The sequence below is a fragment of the Aquabacterium sp. T101 genome (genome assembly GCF_057219775.1).
Genome location: NZ_JBXVVZ010000001.1, coordinates 1,395,136 through 1,415,611, shown reverse-complemented (window position 1 = coordinate 1,415,611; position 20,476 = coordinate 1,395,136). Strand labels below are relative to the sequence as shown.

Sequence of the window (20,476 nt, the reverse complement as noted above, 5' to 3'; positions counted from 1 at the left end):
CCTCCGGGAAATGCGTCACGGGAATATACGCCCGAGCCTCAGGGTACAGGCGTGAAGAAGGGCAAAGTTCGTCCCCCGCGAAAGGGTTACGGGTTGTTCCCTGCGCCCGGGCTGGCGGGGCCGGCCGGCGCCCCGGGCCCGGCCTGGCGCTCGAAGGTGACCACGTGGTCGACCACGGGCCGGATGCCGATCCATTCGCCGACCTGGTGGTCGTGGTGGCTCGGCACGTGCGCCAGCACCTGCTCGCCCGAGGCCAGGCGCAGGGTGTACAGGAACTCCGAGCCGCGGAAGGCCTTGCGCTCGATGCGGGCCCGCACCGGAGCCTCGTCGTCGTGGACGATGTCGTCGGCGCGCAGCAGCACGTCGCAGCGGTCGTCGGGGTAGGCGCCGGGCAGCGGGCACTCGATCGCGTCGGCCAGCGGCCCCAGCGGCGTCATCACCCGCGGTCCCTCGGCGGTGACGACCACCTCGCCCGGCGTGAACACGCCGTGCCCGATGAAGTCGGCCACGAAGCGGGTGGCCGGCCGGTGGTACAGCGAGTAGGCGTCGTCCCACTGCTCGAGGCGCCCGCGGTGCATCACGCCGATGCGGTCGCCGATGGCGAAGGCCTCGAGCTGGTCGTGGGTGACGAAAAGCGCGGTGGTGCCGGTGCGCTGCAGGATGGCGCGGATGTCGTGCGCCAGCCGGTCGCGCAGGTCGGCGTCGAGGCTGGAGAAGGGCTCGTCGAGCAGCAGCAGGTCCGGCCGCGGGGCCAGCGCCCGCGCCAGCGCCACGCGCTGCTGCTGGCCGCCGGACAGCTGGTGCGGCGCACGCCGTGCGGCATGGGCCAGCCCCACCAGCTCCAGCACCTCGGCCACGCGGGCGTCGCGCTCGGCGCGCAGCAGCTGGCGCACGCCGAACGCCACGTTGTCGCGCACCGTCAGGTGCGGAAACAGCGCGTAGTCCTGGAACACCATGCCGATGCGGCGCGCCTCGGGCTCCACGTGGGTGGTCTCGTCGGCGAGCAGCCGGCCGTCCATGCGCACGCTGCCGGCGCACACCCGCTCCAGGCCGGCCACGGCCCGCAGCAGCGAGGTCTTGCCGCAGCCCGACGGGCCGATCAGCACGCCGATCTGGCCCCGCTCCAGCGACAGGCTGACGCCGGCCACGGCGTCGTGGCCGCTGCGACTGGCGGCGTAGCGCACGCCGACGTCCCGGAGGTCGAGGAACATGGCCGTATCATACCCATCACATAAGAATCATTCTCATTCAGGTGGCGCGTCGCCCGCCTGGATGCCCTGCGCCCGATGCGTGTCCTGCTCACCGCCCTGTGCCTGCTGCTGGCGCTGCCCGTGCTCGGGGTGCTCGGGGCATGGCTGAGCTTCGACGCTCAGGCGTGGCAAGTGCTGGTGCACCAGGCTGGCACGGTGCTCGGCGGCTACGCGCTGCAGTCGGCGCTGCTGGCGGCCGGCGTGGCCGTCGGGGTGGCGGCGGTCGGCGCGGGCGCGGCCGCCGCGGTGGCCCTGTTCGAGTTCCCGGGCCGGCGCTGGTTCGAGTGGGCGCTGCTGCTGCCGCTGGCGGTGCCGGCCTATGTGCTGGCCTACGTGTACACCGATTTCCTGCAGTACAGCGGGCCGCTGCAGTCGGCGCTGCGCGACCTCACCGGCATGCAGGGCGCGCTGTGGCCCGACGTGCGCAGCCTGCCCGGGGCGATCGTGCTGTTCGTGCTGGCGCTGTACCCCTACGTGTACCTGCTGGTGCGCACGTCGCTGGCCGAGCGCGGCGTGCACCTGATGGAAGCCGCGCGCCTGCTCGGCGCCGGCTTCTGGCGCCGGGTGCGCGAGGTGGCGCTGCCGCTGTCGCGGCCGGCGCTGGTGGCCGGCGTGGCGCTGGCCCTCATGGAGACGCTGGCCGACTATGGCGTGGGGGCGTACTTCGGGCTCACCACGCTGTCCACTGGCGTCTACAAGGCGTGGCTGGTGATGAACGACCGTGTCGCCGCGGCCCAGATCGCGTCGGTGCTGCTGGTGGTGGTGGCCGTGGTGCTGGTGGGCGAGCGGCGCGCCCGGGCCCGCCTGCGCTTCGCGGCCTCGCGGCCCACGGCGTCCGAGGGGCGCGAGGCGCGCGCGGTGGTGCTGCACGGTCACCTGGCGGCGCTGGCGTGGACCCTGTGCGCGCTGCCGGTGGCCCTGGGCTTCGTGCTGCCGCTGGCGCTGCTGGCGCGCCTGCTCTGGCGCGAGGCGGTGTACGGCGAGGTGGGCTTGCCGCTGGCGCGTTTTGCCCAGTGGTGCCTCAACAGCTTCCAGCTCGCGCTGATCGCGGCGCTGGCCGCCACCGCGCTGGCGCTGGCGCTGGCCTTCGTCGGCCGGGTCAGCCGCGCGTCGCAGTGGCGCACGCGGGCCCTGAACGCCGGCACCGGGCTCGTGTCGCTGGGCTATGCCGTGCCGGGCGCGGTGGTGGCGGTGGGCATCCTGCTGCCGCTGGGCGCGCTGCAGGCCTGGTGGCCCGGCGGGCCGGCCACGGCCATCGTCACGGGGACCGCCGCCGGGCTGGTGCTGGCCTACCTGGTGCGCTTTTCCGCCGTGGCGCTGCAGACGCTGGAGGCCGGCTACACGCGGCTGCCGCCGAGCCTGGACGACAGCGCCCGCATGCTCGGCGCGTCGCGCCTGCGCCTGCTGGGCGCGGTGCACGTGCCGCTGCTGCGGCGCTCGCTGGCCGCGGCGATGCTGCTGGTGTTCGTCGACGTGATGAAGGAACTGCCCGCAACGCTGGTCCTGCGGCCCTTCGACAGCGACACGCTGGCGGTGGTGGCCTACAACCTGGCGCGCGACGAGCGGCTGGCCGAGGCGGCGTTGCCGTCGTTCGCGATCGTGCTGGTGGGGCTGCTGCCGGTGCTGCTGCTGGTGCGGGCCATGCGCCGCTGAGCCGGCGCGGCCACGGCACGCCGTCCCGGCGTGCGCGTCAAGCGATCGCGTCCTCGACCGCGCCGCGGGACTCGGGCTCGCGGTGCAGGCGCACGCCGTTGCGGCCGGCGCGCTTGACCTCGTAGCAGGCGGCGTCGGCCGCGGCCATCAGCGACGCAGCGTCGCCGTGCGCGGCGACCACCTCGGCCACGCCGATGCTGGCGCCCACGCGCAGGGGGGTGCTGCCGAACATCACCTCCAGCGCGTCCACCGCGGAGCGCATCTTCTCGGCGATGCGGGTCGCGCTGTCCAGGCTGCAGTCGGGCAGCAGCACCGCGAACTCGTCGCCACCGATGCGCGCCACCGTGTCGCCGTGGCGCACCAGGCGCTCCAGGGTGCGACCGACCTCGATCAGCACCGCGTCGCCGGCGGCATGGCCGGCACTGTCGTTGACCGCCTTGAAGCGGTCGAGGTCGACGAACAGCAGGGCGGCATCGCCGTCGCGGCGTTCCGCCAGCCGCTCGGCCAGGCGGCGCTCGAACTCGGCCCGGTTCACCAGGCCGGTCAGCGCGTCGTGGGTCGAGGTCCAGGCCAGGCTCTGGCGCTCGCGGCGCTGCTCGGTCACGTCCTCCAGGGTCCAGATCGTGCCGCCCGCCGCGTGGCCCCACTGCACGGGCTGGCCGCGCAGCCGGCCCCAGAACACGCTGCCGTCGCGGCGGATGAACTCCAGTTCCTCGTCCAGCGGCCGGTGCACGGTGAAGGCCGCCGCCACCCGCGCACCCAGGGAGTCGTAGGCCGCGTCGCTGGCGTAGATCTGGCGCGCCGGCGTGAAGTCCAGTGCGCCGGGCGGGTAGCCGAGCAGGCGCTCGAACTGCATGCTCACCGCCTCGAAGTGCTTGTCACGCGTGAAGGCGAAGCCCACCGGCGCATGCGCCATCACCGCCTGCAGACGCTGCAGCAGTTCGCGGCCCTTGGCGTCGGCCGCGGCCCGCTGCTGCAGCGCGTCGCGCAGCACGTCGGTGAGCTGGCCCAGCTCGCCGGTCACCTGCGGCCATTCGTCGTCCCTCGGCGTGTCGCCGCGCGCCAGCGCGCCGGCGCAGGCCTCCAGCCGGCGCAGCGGACGCAGCATCACGAACGTGGTCACCAGCAGCGCCATGCCGCCGGCCAGCGCAACCCCGGCACCCACCATCACCGCCTGGCGCCGCGCGTCGGCCAGCCCGGTCAGCACCCGGTCGTGCGCCACGGTGCGGAACACCACCCATTCGGCGTCGGGCACGCCGGCGTGCGACACGATGTAGTCACCGTAGCGCCCGGCGTGGCCGCTCGGCTCCACCGGGCGGCCCTGGGCCACCCAGTGCGACACCGCTTCGGCGAGGCTGGGCTCGAGCGCGGCGTCGCGCATCAGCCACTCGCGCCGCGGGTGCGCGATCACGCGGCCCTGCGGGTCCACGATCACCGTCTGGGCGGGGTCGTCCTCGTCGTCGGCCGTCAGCTCGCGGGTGATCACGTTGCCGGCCAGCCCGATGCTGCCGGCGATCACGGCGGCGATGCGGCCGTCGGGCCCGCGCACGGGGAAGGTAAGCATCACGCCCGCCTCGCGCCCGCCCTCGCCGGACTGCGCCTCGGAGATGATCGGCCGCTGCTGCGCCAGCGTCTGCCGGAAGTAGGCGCGGTCGCCGATGTCCAGGTCGGACAGGTGCACGCCGTGGCGGTCGCGCAGCGCCAGCACGCGGCCGCGTGCGTCGGTGACCAGGATCGTGTGCATCTCCTGCGCCAGCACGTCGCGTTCGGCCAGGAACCGCCGCGCGGCGTCCACGTCGCCCGGCGTGCCGGCATCGAGCCGGCCCGCAGCGGCGCGCAGCGCGAGCTGCAGCTGCACCAGCCGCATGCTGACCATGCGGGCCGCCTTGCGGGTCTGGGCCAGGGACAGGTCGAGCGCTTCCTGCTGGCTGCGCTGGTCCAGCGTGTGCAGGGTCAGCCCCACGGTCAGCGTGACGCTGAGCGCGATCAGCAGCGCCCCCAGCAGCGCCAGGCGCATCTTCAGGGACGACCAGGGCCGCGCCGCCGCGGACGGCATCCGGCCCGGCGCGGACCATGCGGCAGCTCGGGCGGGAGGCGGTCTCGTGGCCATCGCACGATGCTAGGGGCGCCGCTGGCGTGTCCAGCGTGCGAAATGCGCGCCGAAAGCCCGCCAGTCCGGGGCTTTGCATGGCGCTCAAGGCCGGGCGCACCGGCGCCGATAAACCGAAGGGCCTGCGCCGCGCCGCCTTGGGGGGGGCGTGGTGTGCCGGGCCTCTAACGCCATGGCGCCGCGCATGAACTCGTCCGCTCCCCTTCGCCGCCGGCGCTTCGCTGACCCGCGGGCGCCCGGAGAGAGCTGATGCCCGGAGGGACCCGCGACTGGTGGTTCCGCACCCTGGTCGGGCGCGTGTACGCGCTCTACACCGCGGTGCTGCTGGTGTTCGTCGTCGGCGGCCTGCTGATGTTCTACCGCCACCAGTTCGGCGTCGAGCTCGAGCAGGCGCAGCTGCGTGCCGAGTCGCTGGCCGCGGTGGTGCAGCCGGCCGTGTCCGACAGCGCGGAGATCGGCGACTACGACACGATCCGCCGCACGCTCGAACGCGCGGTGCGCGACTCGTCGATGGCCTCGGCCAGCTTCATCGACCTGCGCGGCGGCGAGCTGCGCGTGCCGGGCGGGCATGCGCTCGACGTGGCTCCGCCGCGGTGGCTGGAGCGGCTGGTGGCCGCCCGCCTGTACGACATCAACCAGCCCGTCGCCGCGGGCGGCCGCGACTATGGCGTGCTGCGCATGACCCTGGCCGCCGACCGCATCGCCGGGACCCTGTGGGAGCAGACGCGCTGGGCCCTGGTGCTGGCGCTGGCCGCGGCCATCGGCGGCCTGGTGCTGATCCGGTTTGCGCTGGTGCGCTGGCTCGGCAACCTGCATCGCGTGCAGGCCTTCGACGAGGCGCTGCGCAACGGCCTGTCCGTGCCGGCGCTGCCGGCCGCCGAGGACGTGCCACTGGAGCTGCGCGAGACCTTCGACGTGCTCGGCCGGGCCGTGGCGCGCCTGCGCGACGAGGTGCGCTCGCGCGATGCCGCGCTGGTGAAGTTGCGCCATGTACTCGAGGGCCTGACCCGCGCCGATGCAGTGCCCTCGGCCGCGGCCGGTAGCGACGACCTGGCGGCGATCTCGTCGATGATCGAGGTGCTGGTGGAGCGGCTGCGCGTGCGCGGCGACCAGCTCGACGCGATCTTCGCGCTCAGCGCCGACGGCTACCTGTCCTTCGACTCGCATCGCCGCGTGCACTATGCGAGCCCCGCGTTCGTGCGACTGACCGGCCTGGCCGAGTCGCTGGTGCTGGGCGCCGACGAGGCGCGCGTGGAGGCGCTGCTGCGCACGCAGTGCGACGGTGCCGCAAGCTGGCGCGGCCTGGCCGCAATGCGAAAGGAGGGCGGCCCGACCGACCGGCGCGAACGCCTGGACGTGGCTCGGCCCGCGCGCCGCGTGCTCGAAATCGCGCTGCGCCAGGGCCACGGCGGTGGCGTGTCGCAGGTGCTGTCGATGCGCGACGTGACGCACGAGACCGAGGTCGACCTGATGAAGAGCGAGTTCCTGTCCACGGCCGCGCACGAGCTGCGCACGCCGATGGCCAGCATCTACGGCTTCTCGGAACTGATGCTGCGCCGGCGCATGTCGCCCGAGCGGCAGCAGGAGGTGGTGGCGACGATCCACCGTCAGAGCGAGCTGATGATCGCCATCATCAACGAGCTGCTCGACCTGGCGCGCATCGAGGCGCGCCGCGGGCAGGACTTCGTGCTCGAGCCCTGCGACCTGACCCGGCTGCTGCCGGTGCTGGTGGCCGACTTCCGCGCGCCCCCCCAGCGCGCCGAGCCGCAGCTGGACCTGGGCGGCGCGCCGGCGCCGGTGAACGTGGACCCGGCCAAGCTGCGCCAGGCACTGGTCAACGTGCTGTCCAACGCCTACAAGTATTCGCCCGAGGGCGGTGCCGTCGACCTGCGCCTGCTGCGCGACGACGCGGCGCGCCGCCTGGGCATCGAGGTGCGCGACCACGGCATCGGCATGACGCCGGAGCAGCTGGCCCGCGTCAGCGAGCGCTTCTACCGCGCCGACGCCTCGGGCACCATTCCCGGCACCGGCCTGGGCATGAGCATCGTCAAGGAGATCGTCGAACTGCTCGGCGGCACCGTGGCGCTGGCCAGCGAGTCCGGACAGGGCACCACCGTCACGTTGTGGCTGCCGCTGGCCGATGCGGCCGCGCGCACGCCGCCGCAGGTTCTGGAGGAAGCATGAACATGTCACGCCTTTGCACGCCATCGGCCGATCGCATCCCCGCGCGGAGGGCCCGGCCATGAGCCGGCTGCTGATCGTCGAGGACCAGCCCGACATCCGGCGCCTCGTGCGCTGGTCGCTCGAGCTCGAACCGCACGAGCTGCACGAGGCGTCCAACGGTACCGAGGGTCTGGCGCTGGCGCGCCGCGTCAGGCCCGAGGTCGTGCTGCTGGACGTGATGATGCCGGGCGACCTCGACGGCCTGGCCGTCTGCGCGCAGCTCAAGGCCGATCCCGACCTGGCCGGTGTGCGCGTGGTCATGCTGACGGCACGGGCCCAGTCCACCGACCGCGCCGCCGCCGTCGCGGCCGGTGCCGACGCCTTCCTGGCCAAGCCGTTCAGCCCGCTGGAGCTGATCGAGACCATCGCCCGCATGGTGGGTGCCCAGGATCAGGTCCCCCGTTAACGAAGCGCGGCCCGGCGAAGAAAAAGGGCGCCGCAAGGCGCCCTCGACTCCGGCTGCGCGGAGGGTGGGTCAGAAGTTCTCCCAGGCGTCGTCGGTGCCGGTGCGCATCGCGCGGGCGATCAGCGCGCCTTCTTCGGAGACCTTCTGCGCCGGGCGCGTCGGCCCGCCCTTGGTGAAGGTGGGGCGCACCACGTTGCGGGCGCGGTTCGGGCTGCGGCGCTCGACGCCGTCGGGCGCGCCGGGCACGAAGGCCGGCTTGGGACCCGCGGCCGTCGTGACGGCGCTCTCGGCCGGGGCGTTGGCCGCGGTCTCCTCGCCGACACGGAACACGGACACCGTCTCCTGCAGCTGCGCCGCCTGATGGCGCAGGCTGTCCGCGGCGGCGGCGCTCTCCTCGACCAGCGCCGCGTTCTGCTGCGTCACCTGGTCCATCTGCGTCACCGCGGTCTCGATCTGCGCGACGCCGGCGCTCTGCTCGGTGCTGGCAGCGCTGATCTCGGCCACCAGATCGTTGACGCGGCGGATCGACTGCACCACCTCGGCCATCGTGGCGCCGGCCGTGGCCACCAGTTCGGCACCGGCGGCGACGCGTTCGGAGCTCGTGCCGATCAACGCCTTGACGTCGCGCGCAGCCTGGGCGCTGCGTTGCGACAGCGCACGCACCTCGCCGGCCACCACCGCGAAGCCGCGCCCCTGCTCGCCGGCCCGCGCCGCCTCGACGGCGGCGTTGAGCGCCAGGATGTTGGTCTGGAAGGCGATCGAGTCGATCACCGCGATGATCTCGGCGATCTGGCGCGAGCTGTCCTCGATCGTCTTCATCGTGGACACCACCTCGCCCACCACCTCGCCGCCGCGCACCGCGGTGTCGGTGGCGCTGGCGGCCAGCTGGCTGGCCTGCTGGGCGGCGTCGGCGTTGCGCTGCACCGTGGTGGCCAGCTCCTCCATCGACGCGGCGGTCTGCTGCAGCGCGCTGGCCTGCTCCTCGGTGCGCTGGCTCAGGTCCAGGTTGCCCTGGGCGATCTGCACCGACGCGGTGGCCACGCTGTCGGCGTTCTGGCGCACGCTGCGCACGGCGGTCTGCAGGCTGTTGCGCATGTGCAGCATCGACGCCATCAGGCTGTTCCGGTCGCCGGGGCGCAGCGCGATCTCCACGCCCAGGTCGCCCGAGGCCACGGCGCGGGCCACCGTGGCGGCCTCGGAAGGTTCGGCGCCAAGTTCACGGGCCAGGCTCCGCGCCACCAGGGTGCCGACCACCAGCGCGCCGCCGACGCCGGCCAGCACGCTCGCCACCGCCAGCGCGAACAGCCAGCCGTAGCGCGCAGTGGCGGCGTCGTACTCGGCCTTGGCCACGTCCATCTGCAGCTTGATCAGCGCGGTCATCAGCTGGTCGTCCTTCTCCTGCATCGGGCGCAGCGTGTCGTCGGCCAGCTTGCGCGCATGGTCGAGCCGGTTCGCCACCACGGCGTCGAGCGTCGGCTTGATGCCTTCGGCCTCCAGGCGCTTGTGGGCGGCGGCGAACTCGCGTGCCAGCACGGCCTCCTCGGGCGTCAGGTAGGTGGCCATGTAGGCGGTCCAGATCTTGCCGATCTCCTGCCCGGCGCTGGCGACGGTGGCCTGGGCGATGGCGATCTCCTCGGGCCGGGGGTCGCCGATCGCGTTGAGCAGCGCCATCTGGGCGTCGAGCTGCAGTTTCTGGATCTGAGTGAGCTGCTGCATCGGCACCACGCGGTCGTCGTAGACGGTGCGCAGCGAGTCGTTGCTGGCCTTGATGCCCCACAGGCCGAAGGCGCCCACCGTCAGCAGCAGCAGCGACAGCAGGGCGGTGATCAGGTGGATGCGGGTGGCAACCTTGAATCGGTTCATGACGTGTGTCCTTGTGGGCTTGTCAGTGTTCGGTGGCGACGGCGTCGCCAAGCAGCGTGTCGGTGTCCAGCAGCAGCAGCATCTGGTCGCCGACGGTGGCCAGGCCGCGCAGGTAGGCCACCGGACGGTCGCTCTCGAGCGGCGGCACCGGGTGCAGCGCGGCCTGCTCCAGGTCGACCACGTCGCAGACGAGGTCGACCACGGCGCCGACGAGGTGGCTGCCGACCTCGAGCACCACCACGCTGGTGGTGGCGTTGCAGTCGGCGCGGCCGGCGTCCAGGCGCAGGCGCAGGTCGATCACCGGCACCACGGTGCCGCGCAGATCGATCAGGCCGAGCACGTCGGCACGCGCGCCGGCGATGCGGGTCGGTTTCTCGAAGCGGCGGATCTCGCGCACGCGGCGCACGTCCACGGCGTAGGTCTGGTCGCCGAGCTGGAAGCTCAGCACGCCGCGCACCGGCGCGGCCGGCGCCATCGCGGCGACCGGCACGGCCACCTGGGCGGCTGCCGTGGCCAGGGTGTCGATCGGGGGGTGAGACAGGTTCATCGTGTCCTCTTGCGTCGACCGCGCCAGCCCGGGGAGCCGTGTTTCGCGATCGATGGACAAATGATACCTATCGAATCACTTATCGAATCATATGTATCATTAAAAATGACACTTTCAACCGGCTTTCGTGAAGAAATACCGGTGCCGAGGTCAGCCCGGCGGGCGTGGCAGGTCGTCGCGCAGGCCGGTCCACAAGGACCGCGCGGTCACGGTGTCGCCGTCGGCGGCAGCCTGCTCCAGGCGCGCGGCCAGCCGGGACGAAGGCTCGAGGCCGAGCAGGCGCAGCACGCTCTTGAGGTTGTGCGCCACGCGCCGCAGCGCGGGCGCATCGCCGGCTGCGCTGGCGGTGTCGCCCGCCGCGCGGTCGAGCGGAAACTGCGCCAGACAGCCGTCGCGGAAGGCGCGGAACAGGGCCAGGTCGCCGCCGAAGTGCGCGGCTGCGGCCTGCGCATCGGCATCGTCGTCCGCCGGGGCGGACGGCGGCGCGGCCGCGGCATCGGGGTCGAGGCCGAGCGCCTCGCAGACGCAGGCTTCCAGCGCGAGCGTGGACACCGGCTTGTCGATCAGGCGCCACACGTCGAGCAGCTTCAGCTCGGCGCGGCGCGCCCCGTCGAGCCCGGCGCTGAACACCGCCAGCCGGGCCCCGCCGCGCAGGGACGGGTCGGCCTGCAGCGAACGCAGCAGGTCGATGCCGGTCTCGCCCGGCATCATCATGTCGGTGATCAGCAGGTCGGCGCGGCGCTCGCGCAGCGCGGCGCGCGCCGCGGGCACGTCGGCGCACAGCACCAGTTCGATCGGCAGCGGTTCGAGCGCCAGCTCGACGAGGCGGCGGATCGACGCGTCGTCGTCGACCACCACGACGCGCGCTGCGTTCACGCGGTGGTCGCGCCTTGCGGCCGGGCGGCCTGCGCCTCGGCCAGGGCCTGCGCCACCAGCGGCGGCAGGTCGGTCACCAGGCGGGCCTTGTGCACCACCGGCAGCCCGCCCAGTGCGAACGCATACGGCGCGAGCTGATCGCCCTCGAGCGAGGTGACGACGATCGGCCGCACGCTGCCGAACGCGGTGCTCGAGCGCAGGCCGGTCACCAGCGTGGCGCCGTCGATGCCCGGCAGCAGGATGTCCACCAGCAGCACGTCGGGCTGCAGCCGGCCCACCATGGCCAGGCCTTCGATGCCGTCGTGCGCGATGTGCAGTTCCACATCGGGGAAGCGCTGCTGCACCAGGAGGCGCACCAGGTTCTGGTAGTGGTTGGAGTCCTCGATCAGCAGCACGCGTCGCGGTGCGCCGGCGGCGCGCGGTGCGGGGGGTGGGGGCGCCGCCACGGAGCCGGCCGGCCCGGCCGGGCCGCGCTGGCGCTCGGCCACCCAGCGGTCGACCGATGCGCGCGAGATGCGGCGATGGCCACCCGGCGTCTTCCAGGCTTCGAGCTCGCCGCGGTCGACCATCAGCTGCACCGAGCGCACGGCCATGCCGAGCCGGCGCGCCACTTCGAGCGTGCTGCAGTCGTCGGAATCGGTCAGGGGGGCGGGGGAGGTGACGGGCATTGCGCAATTCTACCGATTTGGGCCGGTTGTGAATACCCGGAATGAAATGATACGTTTCATTTTGATCATAATTGCGCCATGCCAACGGTCCACACCCCCATGAAGAAGATCCTCATCGTCGAAGACCAGCCCGACATCCGGCGCCTGATCCGCATGACACTGGAACTGGAGGACTGCGAGATCCACGAGGCGCCCGACGCCGAGAGCGGCTGGGAGCAGGCGCACCGACTCCAGCCGGACGTGGTGCTGCTGGACGTGATGATGCCCGGCCCGCTCAACGGGCTGGACCTGTGCCATGCCATCAAGACCGACGGCCGCCTGGCGCGGTCGCGCGTGATCGTGCTGTCGGCCCGCGGCAGCCAGGCCGACATCGCCGCCGGCAAGTACGCCGGCGCCGACGCCTACCTGGTGAAGCCCTTCAGCCCGATGCAGGTGCTGGACCTGGTGGCCGACGCTCAAGGCGTGCACTGAAACGCCGAAGGGAGAAGACAACATCATGAACACCGAGATGACCACGAACCTGGACGACGGCGAGAACTGCTTCTCGGACGCGGCCAACCGCCAGATGCAGCGCCTGGTGGCCGACTTCGGCCGCATGTACCGCGAGCGCAACGAGGCGCTGCAGGAAGTGGCGCGCGCCCACCACGACGCGCTGCTGCGCCTGGCGCGCGCCGCCGAACTGCGCGACGACGACACCGGCGTGCACATCGTGCGCATCGGCCACATCGCCGAGCGGCTGGCGCTCAAGCTGGGCGAGCGGCCTCAGTTCGCCCAGTTGCTGCGCCAGGCCGCGCCGATGCACGATATCGGCAAGATCGGCATCCCCGACAACGTGCTCAAGAAGCCCGGCCCGCTGACGCCGGAGGAGCGTGCGGTGATGAACGAGCACCCGAAGATCGGCGCCGACATCCTCGGCCGCTCGCGCATCCCGCTGTTCCAGCTGGCGGCCGAGGTGGCCCTGGCGCACCACGAGCGCTGGGACGGCTCCGGCTATCCGGGCAAGCTGGCGGGCGAGGCGATCCCGCTGTCGGGCCGCATCGTCGCGGTGGTCGACTTCTGCGATGCGCTGACGATGGACCGCTGCTACCGCCCCGCATTCGACGACGACCAGGCGATGGAGATGCTGCGCGAACAGCGCGGCCGCGCCTTCGACCCGCGCGTCGTCGACGCCTACATCGAACACGCCGAGGAGCTTTTCGCCCTGCGTGACCGCATCAATGCCGACCAGCTCGGGCTGTCCGCGCTGACCGGCTATGCCGACCTGCAACTGCAGGTCGACGCCTGAAGGAGACGATCATGAAGCCCATCACGATCCCGACCGGCCTGCGCCAGATCGGCGCCGCCCTGCTGCTGGCCTGCGCCGGCGTCGCTGCCCATGCCGGCCCGGTACTCGACCGCGTGCGCAGCACCGGCGCCCTGCGCGTGTGCATCTGGCCGGACTATTACGGCATCACCTTCCGCAGCCCGCGCACGCAGCAGCTCGCCGGCATCGACATCGACCTGTCCGGCGAGTTCGCGCGCGACCTCGGCGCGAAGCTGCAGTACGTGGACTCGTCCTTCGCCACGCTGATCGACGATGTCAAGGCCGATCGCTGCGACGTGGCGATGTTCGCCGTGGGCATGCTGCCGCAGCGCATGGAGCACCTGAAGTTCACCCGCCCGTACCTCAGCAGCGACGTCTACGGCGTCGCGGCCAAGGGCAGCCGCGTCGTGTCGCGCTGGGAGGACATCGACAAGCCCGGCGTGGTGGTGGCGGTGCAGGCCGGCACCTTCATGGACCCGGTGATGACGGCCAGCCTGAAGCAGGCCAGGCTTGTGCGCGTGAGCCCGCCGGCCACGCGCGAGCGCGAGCTCGAGGCCGGCCGCGTGGACGTGTTCATGACCGACTACCCCTACAGCCGGCGCCTGCTCGACAACGCCGACTGGGCGCAGCTGGTGGCGCCGCCGAAGCCCTTCCACGTGCTGCCTTATGCCTATGCGGTCAAGCCGGGCGACGACGCGTGGCTGGCGCGGGTGGACGAGTTCGTCGCCGCGATCCAGCGCGACGGCCGGCTCGACGCCGCCGCGAAGCGGCATGGCCTGAGCGCGATCGTCCAGAAGCCCTGAGCCTCGCTCGTCCGTGACCCTGCTGCGCCGCTGGCTCGCCCCCCCCGCCGACGGATCGCCGCGCGCGAACCCGGCGCGCGTGCTTGCGGCCGTCGGCGTGGCGGTGCTGGCGGTGCTGCTGCTCACCTTCGCGGCGCTGGGCTGGCACGAGTACGAGGAGGAGCGGCAGCACGTCGACGAACGCAACGCGCTGATGGCGCGCCTGTTCATCGACGCCGCCACGCGCAACGTGGAAGGCGCAGCGCTGGCCACGGCCACGCTGGCCGAGCCGCTGACCCGCGGGGCACCGCCCGACGGCGCCGAGATCCGCGCCGCCATGGCGCAGACCCTGGTGAACCTGCCGTTCGTGCGGGCGCTCGGCGTCATCGACGGCTCCGGCGGGGTACTGTCGTCCACCGAAGAAGCAGCTTCGGGCTACGTGTTGAATCTGGAGTTGCTGGGGCCGCTGCCCGAGCCCGGCCGCGACCGGCTCGGGCGCTTCGTCGCCGGACGTGGCCTGTCGGACCTGCGGGTCGGCAAGTCCGCCGCGGCGCAGCCGCCCGGCGTGGGTTTCCTGCCGCTGATCTACGGCGTGGTGGCGCCCCACGGCCAGCGCGTCTACCTGCTGGCGTTGATCAATGCCGGCGCCTTCGCCACCTTCCAGCAGGCCTCGCTCGGCGAGGACGATGCCGCCGCCGCGCTCACCACCTTCGACGGTCAGCTCATCGCGGCCACACGCGGCGTGACCCAGGTGCCCGGCGAGTCGGTGGCCGGGCTGCCGCCGTTCACGAGCTTCCTGCCGGCGCGTGAGCATGGCCAGTGGGCCGGCCCGGGCCTGCGCGCCGGCGAGCAGCAGGCGGCGTTCCGCGTGTCCGCCACGCGGCCCATCGCGGTGCTGGTGGAGTACTCGGCCGACAGCGCGCTGAAGGAGTGGATCGCGAAGATCCGCAACCTCGTCGTGGCGGCCGTGCTCGCGCTGGCGTTCGTGGCCCTGATGATGGCGGTGGCCATCCGCAGCGCGAACTCGCGCGAGCAGGCCTATGGCCGACTGGCTTCGGCGCGCGCCCAGGTGGCGCACCGCGAGCAGGAGCTCAACGTCACCGTGCGCAGCCTGCAGGAGCTGATCTTCCGCACCGACGTGCGCGGTGCGTTCACCTTTGCCAACGAGCGGCGCTGGAGCGCCGTCGTCGGCAGGGGCGTGGTGGTGGGCGCCCACCTGTGGGACTACGTCGACCGCACCCAGCGCGACGCGGCCCGTGCGCTGTTCGACCTTGATCATGCCGACAGCGGCGTGCGGCGCGCGCAGCTCGTGATTCGCGGCAAGGGCACGGCCGGCCACACCTTCGACGTGTCGGTGATGCCGCTGGTGGACAGCGGCGCGATCGTCGGCTTTGCCGGCAGTGCGGTGGACGTGTCGGCGCTGGTGGCCGCCGAGCAGCGGCTGCGCGCGCAGCTCGCCCTCACCGCGGAACTGATCGAGGCCAACCCGATGCCCAGCTCGGTGACGGATCCGGACCGGCGCTACCTGCTGGTCAACCGCGCCTGGGAAGCCTTCACCGGACGTCGTCGCGAGGACGCGGTGGGCCAGGTCGCCGGCGCCCACCTCGCGCCGCACGAGCGCGAGGCCAGCGAGCGCGAGGACCGCGAGGTGCTCGCCACCGGCCTGCCCGCGCGCTACGAGGCGGTGTACGTCCATGCCGACGGCTCGCCGCGCGACGTGGTCGTGAACAAGCTGCGCGTGCCCGGCCACGATGGTCGCGCAGCCGGCGTGCTGTCGGTGGTGATCGACGTGACCGAGTTCCGCGAGGCCGAGCGCGCCACCACCGCGGCCCGCCTGGCCGCGGAGGAGACCTCGCGCGCCAAGTCCGAGTTCATCGCCAATATCAGCCACGAGCTGCGCACGCCCCTGCAGTCGATCATCGGCTTCTCGGAACTGGGCGGCCTGCGGGCGCGCGAGCACGAGCGCTTCGCCGCGATGTTCGGCGACATCCATGCCGCCGGGCGCCGCATGCTGGCGCTGGTGAACGATCTTCTCGACGTGGCCAAGATCGAAAGCGCCATCGGCGGCGTGGACCTGGAGCGCAGCGACCTGCGCCCGCTGCTGCGCGAGGTGGCCGACGAGCTGCGCGTGCTGGCCGGCAAGCGCGGCCAGTCGATCGACCTCGTGCTGCCGGAGGCACCGGTGCTGGCCAAGGTGGACGCCACCCGCATGCAGCAGGTGGCGCGCAACCTGATGGCCAATGCGCTGCGCTTCGCCCCCGACGGCAGCGCGATCGAGATCCAGGCCGGCTACAACGCGAAGGCCGAGCCGCGCTTTTCGGTCTGCGACCGCGGGCCCGGCGTGCCCGAGGCGGAGCTGGAGTCGATCTTCGAGGCCTTCGTGCAGTCCACCCGCACCAAGGACGGCTCCGGCGGCACCGGCCTGGGCCTGGCCATCTGCCGCAAGATCGTGCAGGCGCACGGCGGCCACATCCGCGCCGAGAACCGTGCGGGCGGCGGCGCCGCGTTCCACGTGGTGCTGCCGGCGCGCGGCGAGGTGGAGACGCTGCCCTCGCCGCTGTGACGGCATACGGCGCTCAGCGCACGTCGATCACGTCCAGTTCGCGCACGGCGCCGGCGCGCTGGCCCCAGGCATTGCGCACGTAGGTCGCGACGTCGGCGATCTCGGCGCGGTTCAGCCGGTGACCGAACGGCGGCATGCCGTAGGGCCGCGGGTGGCCGTCGGTGGCCGGCGCGAAGCCGCCCTCGACGATGACGCGCACCACGTTGGCCGGGTCGTCCAGCTGCACGCTGCGGTTGCCGGCCAGGGCCGGGTAGGCCCCGGCGGCGCCCTGTCCCTGGAGGCCATGGCAGTCGGCGCAGTGGTCGCCGTACAGGCGCTCGCCGCGCGCCATCGACGCCGGGTCGGGCGCGGGCGGCGCGGCGCGGGCCGCGGCCCGTGCCGGCAGGGACTGCAGGTAGGTCGCCATCGCGCGCAGGTCGGCGTCGTCCAGGTGCTGGGTGCTGCGCATCACCACCTGCGCCATCGGTCCGAGGGCCGAGCCCTGCGGCGACACGCCGGTCCGGAGCAGCGCCACGACGTCGTCCAGCGGCCAGCGCTGCACGCCGGCGGCGTCGGCGGCCGCCAGCGACGGCGCCACCCAGCCCTGCACCGGGATCGCGCCGCCGCCCAGGCCCTGCGCGTCGCGCGTGGCCCCGAGCAGGTTGCGCGGCGCGTGGCACGACGCGCAGTGGCCGAGCCCGCGCACGAGGTAGGCACCGCGGTTCCACTCGGCACTGCGGGTGGCGTCGGGCTCGTACACCCCAGGGCGGAAGTACAGCGCGCGCCACAGCGCGAGCGCCACCTGGGTGTCGAAGGGCGCGCGCAGCGCATGGGGCCGCGGCGCCTGCGCCACCGGCGTCAGCGTGCGCAGGTAGGCGAACAGCGCGTCGGCGTCCTCGCGCGTGGTCTGCGTCATGTCCGGGTAGGGGAACGCCGGGTAGAGCAGGCGGCCGTCGCGCGAGCGCCCGTTGTGCAGCGCGCGCCAGAAGTCGCCCGCGCTCCACGCGCCCAGGCCGGTGGCGGCGTCGGGCGTGAGGTTGCCCGCGTACACGGTGCCGAACGGCGTGTCGATGCCGCGCCCGCCCGCATAGGGCGCACCGCCCGGCGCGGTGTGGCAGCCGGCGCAGTTGCCCGCGCGAGCGAGGTAGGCGCCGCGTACCACCAGGGCCGGCGTCACCGGCACCGTGAAGTCGGCCTGCGCGAAGTGCGCGTCGCCGCGCCCGTTGAGCCAGGCCACGCTGCCGGCCACCACGGCGCACGCGGCCAGCAGCGCGGCCAGCGCCACCGCCACGCGCCCGCGCGGACGGACCGTCAGGCTCATCGGGCCACCGATCCGCAGTCCTGCGGCATCGGCGCGGGCAGCGATACAGCCGGCCGCGTGTCGCGCGGCAGGGGCTGCTGCGACAGGTAGGTGGCCACGGCGGCGATGTCGGCGTCGGGCAGGCGGCGCGCGAGGTCGGCCATGCAGTCGGGCGCATGGGCACGGCGCAGCCCGGTACGCCAGGCGCCGAGCTGCGCGATGAGGTAGTCGCGCGGCAGGCCCAGCAGGCCCGGCACGTCGGGCGCCACGCCGGTCATCGCGGCGCCATGGCAGCTGGCGCAGGCCGGCACGCCACGCGCCGCGTCGCCCTGCCGCACCAGCGCGGCGCCGCGCGCCATCGCCAGCGCGTCGGCCGGGCGCGCAGGCGTCGGCTCGTGCGGCAGGTCGAGCGCCGCGAAATACGCCGCGATCTCCTTCAGGTAGGCGTCCGACAGGTTCTCCACCAGCCGAGCCATCGCGGGGTTCTGGCGCCGCCCTTCGCGGAAATTCAGCAGCTGCCGGTAGAGGTAGCCCTCCGGCTTGCCCGCGATGCGCGGGAAGTAGCCCTCGCGCGTGGCCACGCCCTGCGCGCCGTGGCACGGGGTGCAGGCCTGCACGCGCTGGGCCAGCGTGTCGGGCACGCGGTGCGGCGGCGGGGCCGCGGTGGGGGCGGCCGTGCACGGGGCGCAGCAGGCCAGCAGCAGCGCGGCGATGCGCAGGCCCATGCGCTAGCCCTCCTGCGCCGCCGTGCCGGGGCGCACGTCGGTGCGCCCGACCACCCGGCCGTCGTCGAACTCGAAGGCCACGTCGGCGAGCGCGGCCACGTCCTCCGGGTCGTGCGTGACCAGCACCACCGGGATGCGCCAGCGCCGGTGCACCGCGAGCAACTCGCCGCGAAGCTGCTCGCGCAGCGCGCGGTTCAGGGCCGCGAACGGCTCGTCGAGCAGCAGCGCGGCCGGATCGCAGGCCAGCGCACGCGCCAGCGCCACGCGCTGCTGCTGGCCGCCGGACAGCGTGCCGGGCCGGCTGCGCGCCATCGCGTCGAGGCCGAAGCTGGTCAGCAGATCGTCGACGCGGCGCGCGCCGTCGGGGTCCAGCCCGCGCCGCCACGTGGTGAGGCCGAAGGCCACGTTGTCGCGCACCGACAGGTGCGGGAACAGCGCGTAATGCTGGAACACCAGGCCCAGCGCGCGCGCCCGCGCCGGCACGTCCACGCCCTGCGCGGCGTCGAACAGCGTGCGCCCGCCGATGCGCACATGGCCGCGCGACGGCCGCACCAGGCCGGCCATCGCCTGCAGCGTGAGCGACTTGCCGGCGCCCGACGCGCCGTGCAACGCCACCACGCCGGCGTCGGCGGCGAAGCGGGCGTCGAGGTCGAAGCGGCGCCGCCCGTCGCTGACCGACAGCACCACCGACACGTCGAACGTCGGGCCGCTCATGGGCGTGCGAAGCCTCGGCGGGCCAGCAGATCCTGCGCCTGAGGTGTCAGCAGGAAGGCCGTGAACTCGCGCGCCAGCGCCGACTGGCGGCTGTCGGCCACCACCGCCACCGGGTAGGCGATCGGCGAGTGCCCCGGCGCCGGGTCCACCAACTGCACGGCGCCGGCGGCAGCCAGCGCATCGGTGCGGTAGACGAAGCCCGCGTCGACCTCGCCGCGCGCCACGTAGTCCAGCACCTGGCGCACATGGTCGGCATACACCAGCCGCGGCTGCACGGCGGCCCACACGCCGGCGTGCTCCAGCGCCTGGCGCGCATAGCGGCCGGCGGGCACCGTGGCCGGCTTGCCGATGGCCACACGGCGCACCGCCGGCGCAGTCAGGCCGGCCACGCCGGCTGGCAGCGCGCCGCTGCGCGCCGGCACCACCAGCACCAGGGTGTTGGCCGCGAAGTCGCGCCGCGTGGTGGGGTCCACCACGCGCTGCTGCACCGCGCGGTCCATCGACTCGGCGTCGGCGCACACCAGCACGTCGGCCGGTGCGCCGTTGACGATCTGCTGCACCAGCACGCCCGAGGCGGCGGCGTTGAAGTGCAGCGTCACGCCCGGGCGCGCCGCCTGGAAGCGCGCGCCGATCTCGCGCAGGGCGTCGGCCATGCTGGCGGTGACCGACACCGTGAGCGACGGCGTGGTGGCGATCGACGGCCCGCCACCCGTCAGCGAGGCGACGGCGACCGCGGCGATGGCGCTGCGGCGCTTCATCGCGGCCACAGCAGCCGGTTGGCCAGCAGCAGGATCGCCACCGACAGGCCCGACACCGCCAGCACGAGCAGCAGCGCCACGTCGTCCTGGCCGGCCTGCACGGCGTCGTAGATCGCCATCGACGCCGTCTGCGTGCGGCCGGGGATCGAACCGGCCACCATCAGCGACGCGCCGAACTCGCCCATCGCGCGCGCGAAGGCCAGCAGCGTGCCGGCCAGGATGCCGGGCCACGCCAGCGGCAGCGTCACGCGCATGAACACGCTCCACTCCGACTGGCGCAGCGTGCGCGCGGCGGCCTCCAGCGGGCGGTCGACCTGGGCGAAGGCGGTGGACGCGGCCTTGAGCACCAGCGGCAGCGCCACCAGCGCGGAGGCGATCACCGCGCCGTGCCAATGGAAGATGACCGTGTAGTCGAAGTGCTCGCGCAGCCACGCGCCGAGCGCGCTGCGGCGCCCCATCAGCACCAGGATCGCATAGCCCAGCACGGTGGGCGGCAGCACCAGCGGCAGCATGCACACGGCTTCGAGCAGCTGGCGGCCCGGCAGGCGCGTGCGCGCCACGACCCAGCCCAGCGCCACCCCACCGGCCAGGGCCAGCAGCGTGGCCACCGACGCCACGCGCAGCGTCAGGGCCAGCGGCGCGGCGTCGAACTGGGCAAGCAGGTCAGGCATCGGCGAATGGCGCCCCCGGCAGGAATCGAACCTGCATCTGGCGCTTAGGAGGCGCCCGTTCTATCCATTGAACTACGGCGGCAGG

At 73.5% G+C, this 20,476-nt stretch carries 18 protein-coding genes and 1 tRNA gene; 7 read left to right on the top strand and 12 right to left on the bottom strand.

Going from position 1 to position 20,476, the window contains the following annotated elements; translation table 11 throughout:
- Positions 1 to 86: 86 nt before the first annotated feature.
- Complete coding sequence (locus AC2EAQ_RS06715; RefSeq protein WP_484641050.1) at positions 87 to 1,211, bottom strand: ABC transporter ATP-binding protein; 1,125 nt, start codon at positions 1,209 to 1,211, stop codon at positions 87 to 89.
- Positions 1,212 to 1,286: 75 nt separating this feature from the next.
- Between AC2EAQ_RS06715 and AC2EAQ_RS06710 the strand changes: the two genes are divergently transcribed.
- The gene (locus AC2EAQ_RS06710) at positions 1,287 to 2,903 is read left to right on the top strand and encodes an ABC transporter permease (RefSeq protein ID WP_484641049.1); all 1,617 of its coding nucleotides are present in this window, start codon (positions 1,287 to 1,289) and stop codon (positions 2,901 to 2,903) included.
- 37 nt (positions 2,904 to 2,940) lie between these two features.
- On the opposite strand, the gene AC2EAQ_RS06705 is transcribed toward AC2EAQ_RS06710, so the two are convergent.
- Positions 2,941 to 5,013: a sensor domain-containing diguanylate cyclase gene (locus tag AC2EAQ_RS06705; RefSeq protein ID WP_484641048.1), complete on the bottom strand. Its 2,073-nt coding sequence runs from the start codon at positions 5,011 to 5,013 to the stop codon at positions 2,941 to 2,943.
- Between the two features lie 249 nt (positions 5,014 to 5,262).
- Between AC2EAQ_RS06705 and AC2EAQ_RS06700 the strand changes: the two genes are divergently transcribed.
- Positions 5,263 to 7,197 (top strand): sensor histidine kinase, encoded by a 1,935-nt coding sequence (locus AC2EAQ_RS06700; protein ID WP_484641047.1) that lies wholly within the window; start codon positions 5,263 to 5,265, stop codon positions 7,195 to 7,197.
- 58 nt (positions 7,198 to 7,255) lie between these two features.
- Positions 7,256 to 7,642: a response regulator gene (locus AC2EAQ_RS06695; RefSeq protein ID WP_484641046.1), complete on the top strand. Its 387-nt coding sequence runs from the start codon at positions 7,256 to 7,258 to the stop codon at positions 7,640 to 7,642.
- A gap of 69 nt (positions 7,643 to 7,711) precedes the next feature.
- On the opposite strand, the gene AC2EAQ_RS06690 is transcribed toward AC2EAQ_RS06695, so the two are convergent.
- From AC2EAQ_RS06690 to AC2EAQ_RS06675, 4 genes are all read right to left on the bottom strand, one after another.
- A complete protein-coding gene (locus AC2EAQ_RS06690) occupies positions 7,712 to 9,505 on the bottom strand; it encodes a methyl-accepting chemotaxis protein (protein ID WP_484641045.1) in 1,794 nt (597 codons plus the stop codon).
- Positions 9,506 to 9,527: 22 nt separating this feature from the next.
- Positions 9,528 to 10,052 carry a chemotaxis protein CheW gene (locus tag AC2EAQ_RS06685; RefSeq protein ID WP_484641044.1) on the bottom strand — a complete coding sequence of 175 codons (525 nt, stop codon included), beginning with the start codon at positions 10,050 to 10,052 and terminating at the stop codon, positions 9,528 to 9,530.
- A 150-nt stretch (positions 10,053 to 10,202) separates the two neighbouring features.
- Positions 10,203 to 10,928 carry a response regulator gene (locus AC2EAQ_RS06680; protein ID WP_484641043.1) on the bottom strand — a complete coding sequence of 242 codons (726 nt, stop codon included), beginning with the start codon at positions 10,926 to 10,928 and terminating at the stop codon, positions 10,203 to 10,205.
- Positions 10,925 to 11,596, bottom strand: coding sequence for an excisionase family DNA-binding protein (locus tag AC2EAQ_RS06675; RefSeq protein WP_484641042.1), 672 nt, complete (start codon positions 11,594 to 11,596; stop codon positions 10,925 to 10,927). The genes AC2EAQ_RS06680 and AC2EAQ_RS06675 overlap by 4 nt, the downstream gene beginning before the upstream one ends.
- 99 nt (positions 11,597 to 11,695) lie before the next feature.
- Here AC2EAQ_RS06675 and AC2EAQ_RS06670 point away from each other — a divergent pair, with 99 nt between their 5' ends.
- From AC2EAQ_RS06670 to AC2EAQ_RS06655, 4 genes are read left to right on the top strand one after another with little or no spacing between them, the layout of a single operon-like run.
- Positions 11,696 to 12,067, top strand: a complete 372-nt coding sequence (locus AC2EAQ_RS06670; RefSeq protein ID WP_484641041.1) for a response regulator transcription factor — start codon at positions 11,696 to 11,698, stop codon at positions 12,065 to 12,067.
- Positions 12,068 to 12,092: 25 nt separating this feature from the next.
- The gene (locus AC2EAQ_RS06665; RefSeq protein WP_484641040.1) at positions 12,093 to 12,881 is read left to right on the top strand and encodes an HD-GYP domain-containing protein; all 789 of its coding nucleotides are present in this window, start codon (positions 12,093 to 12,095) and stop codon (positions 12,879 to 12,881) included.
- Between the two features lie 11 nt (positions 12,882 to 12,892).
- Complete coding sequence (locus AC2EAQ_RS06660; protein ID WP_484641039.1) at positions 12,893 to 13,702, top strand: ABC transporter substrate-binding protein; 810 nt, start codon at positions 12,893 to 12,895, stop codon at positions 13,700 to 13,702.
- A 13-nt stretch (positions 13,703 to 13,715) separates the two neighbouring features.
- On the top strand, positions 13,716 to 16,244 hold the full coding sequence (locus AC2EAQ_RS06655; RefSeq protein WP_484641038.1) for a cache domain-containing sensor histidine kinase: 2,529 nt from the start codon (positions 13,716 to 13,718) through the stop codon (positions 16,242 to 16,244).
- A gap of 13 nt (positions 16,245 to 16,257) precedes the next feature.
- Here the strand turns inward: AC2EAQ_RS06655 and AC2EAQ_RS06650 are convergent, their stop codons facing one another.
- The 6 genes from AC2EAQ_RS06650 to AC2EAQ_RS06625 all read right to left on the bottom strand — a co-directional run bounded on the left by AC2EAQ_RS06650 (position 16,258) and on the right by AC2EAQ_RS06625 (position 20,473).
- Positions 16,258 to 17,544 carry a c-type cytochrome gene (locus tag AC2EAQ_RS06650; RefSeq protein ID WP_484641037.1) on the bottom strand — a complete coding sequence of 429 codons (1,287 nt, stop codon included), beginning with the start codon at positions 17,542 to 17,544 and terminating at the stop codon, positions 16,258 to 16,260.
- On the bottom strand, positions 17,541 to 18,248 hold the full coding sequence (locus AC2EAQ_RS06645) for a c-type cytochrome (protein ID WP_484641036.1): 708 nt from the start codon (positions 18,246 to 18,248) through the stop codon (positions 17,541 to 17,543). The genes AC2EAQ_RS06650 and AC2EAQ_RS06645 overlap by 4 nt, the downstream gene beginning before the upstream one ends.
- 3 nt (positions 18,249 to 18,251) lie before the next feature.
- Positions 18,252 to 18,962, bottom strand: coding sequence for an ATP-binding cassette domain-containing protein (locus AC2EAQ_RS06640; protein WP_484641035.1), 711 nt, complete (start codon positions 18,960 to 18,962; stop codon positions 18,252 to 18,254).
- Positions 18,959 to 19,720 (bottom strand): molybdate ABC transporter substrate-binding protein, encoded by a 762-nt coding sequence (gene modA / locus AC2EAQ_RS06635; RefSeq protein WP_484641034.1) that lies wholly within the window; start codon positions 19,718 to 19,720, stop codon positions 18,959 to 18,961. The genes AC2EAQ_RS06640 and modA overlap by 4 nt, the downstream gene beginning before the upstream one ends.
- Positions 19,717 to 20,391, bottom strand: a complete 675-nt coding sequence (gene modB / locus AC2EAQ_RS06630) for a molybdate ABC transporter permease subunit (RefSeq protein ID WP_484641033.1) — start codon at positions 20,389 to 20,391, stop codon at positions 19,717 to 19,719. Before modB ends, modA begins: the two co-directional genes overlap by 4 nt.
- A 7-nt stretch (positions 20,392 to 20,398) precedes the next feature.
- Positions 20,399 to 20,473 (bottom strand) — tRNA-Arg (locus AC2EAQ_RS06625).
- Positions 20,474 to 20,476: the final 3 nt, after the last annotated feature.

Excerpts from the sequence above, each read along its gene's own strand:
- AC2EAQ_RS06715 (WP_484641050.1), bottom strand. The coding sequence starts at position 1,211 with ATGTTCCTCGACCTCCGGGACGTCGGCGTGCGCTACGCCGCCAGTCGC.
- AC2EAQ_RS06710 (WP_484641049.1), top strand. The coding sequence starts at position 1,287 with ATGCGTGTCCTGCTCACCGCCCTGTGCCTGCTGCTGGCGCTGCCCGTG.
- AC2EAQ_RS06705 (WP_484641048.1), bottom strand. The coding sequence starts at position 5,013 with ATGGCCACGAGACCGCCTCCCGCCCGAGCTGCCGCATGGTCCGCGCCG.
- AC2EAQ_RS06700 (WP_484641047.1), top strand. The coding sequence starts at position 5,263 with ATGCCCGGAGGGACCCGCGACTGGTGGTTCCGCACCCTGGTCGGGCGC.
- AC2EAQ_RS06695 (WP_484641046.1), top strand. The coding sequence starts at position 7,256 with ATGAGCCGGCTGCTGATCGTCGAGGACCAGCCCGACATCCGGCGCCTC.
- AC2EAQ_RS06690 (WP_484641045.1), bottom strand. The coding sequence starts at position 9,505 with ATGAACCGATTCAAGGTTGCCACCCGCATCCACCTGATCACCGCCCTG.
- AC2EAQ_RS06685 (WP_484641044.1), bottom strand. The coding sequence starts at position 10,052 with ATGAACCTGTCTCACCCCCCGATCGACACCCTGGCCACGGCAGCCGCC.
- AC2EAQ_RS06675 (WP_484641042.1), bottom strand. The coding sequence starts at position 11,596 with ATGCCCGTCACCTCCCCCGCCCCCCTGACCGATTCCGACGACTGCAGC.
- AC2EAQ_RS06670 (WP_484641041.1), top strand. The coding sequence starts at position 11,696 with ATGAAGAAGATCCTCATCGTCGAAGACCAGCCCGACATCCGGCGCCTG.
- AC2EAQ_RS06665 (WP_484641040.1), top strand. The coding sequence starts at position 12,093 with ATGAACACCGAGATGACCACGAACCTGGACGACGGCGAGAACTGCTTC.
- AC2EAQ_RS06660 (WP_484641039.1), top strand. The coding sequence starts at position 12,893 with ATGAAGCCCATCACGATCCCGACCGGCCTGCGCCAGATCGGCGCCGCC.
- AC2EAQ_RS06650 (WP_484641037.1), bottom strand. The coding sequence starts at position 17,544 with ATGAGCCTGACGGTCCGTCCGCGCGGGCGCGTGGCGGTGGCGCTGGCC.
- AC2EAQ_RS06645 (WP_484641036.1), bottom strand. The coding sequence starts at position 18,248 with ATGGGCCTGCGCATCGCCGCGCTGCTGCTGGCCTGCTGCGCCCCGTGC.
- AC2EAQ_RS06640 (WP_484641035.1), bottom strand. The coding sequence starts at position 18,962 with ATGAGCGGCCCGACGTTCGACGTGTCGGTGGTGCTGTCGGTCAGCGAC.
- modA (WP_484641034.1), bottom strand. The coding sequence starts at position 19,720 with ATGAAGCGCCGCAGCGCCATCGCCGCGGTCGCCGTCGCCTCGCTGACG.
- modB (WP_484641033.1), bottom strand. The coding sequence starts at position 20,391 with ATGCCTGACCTGCTTGCCCAGTTCGACGCCGCGCCGCTGGCCCTGACG.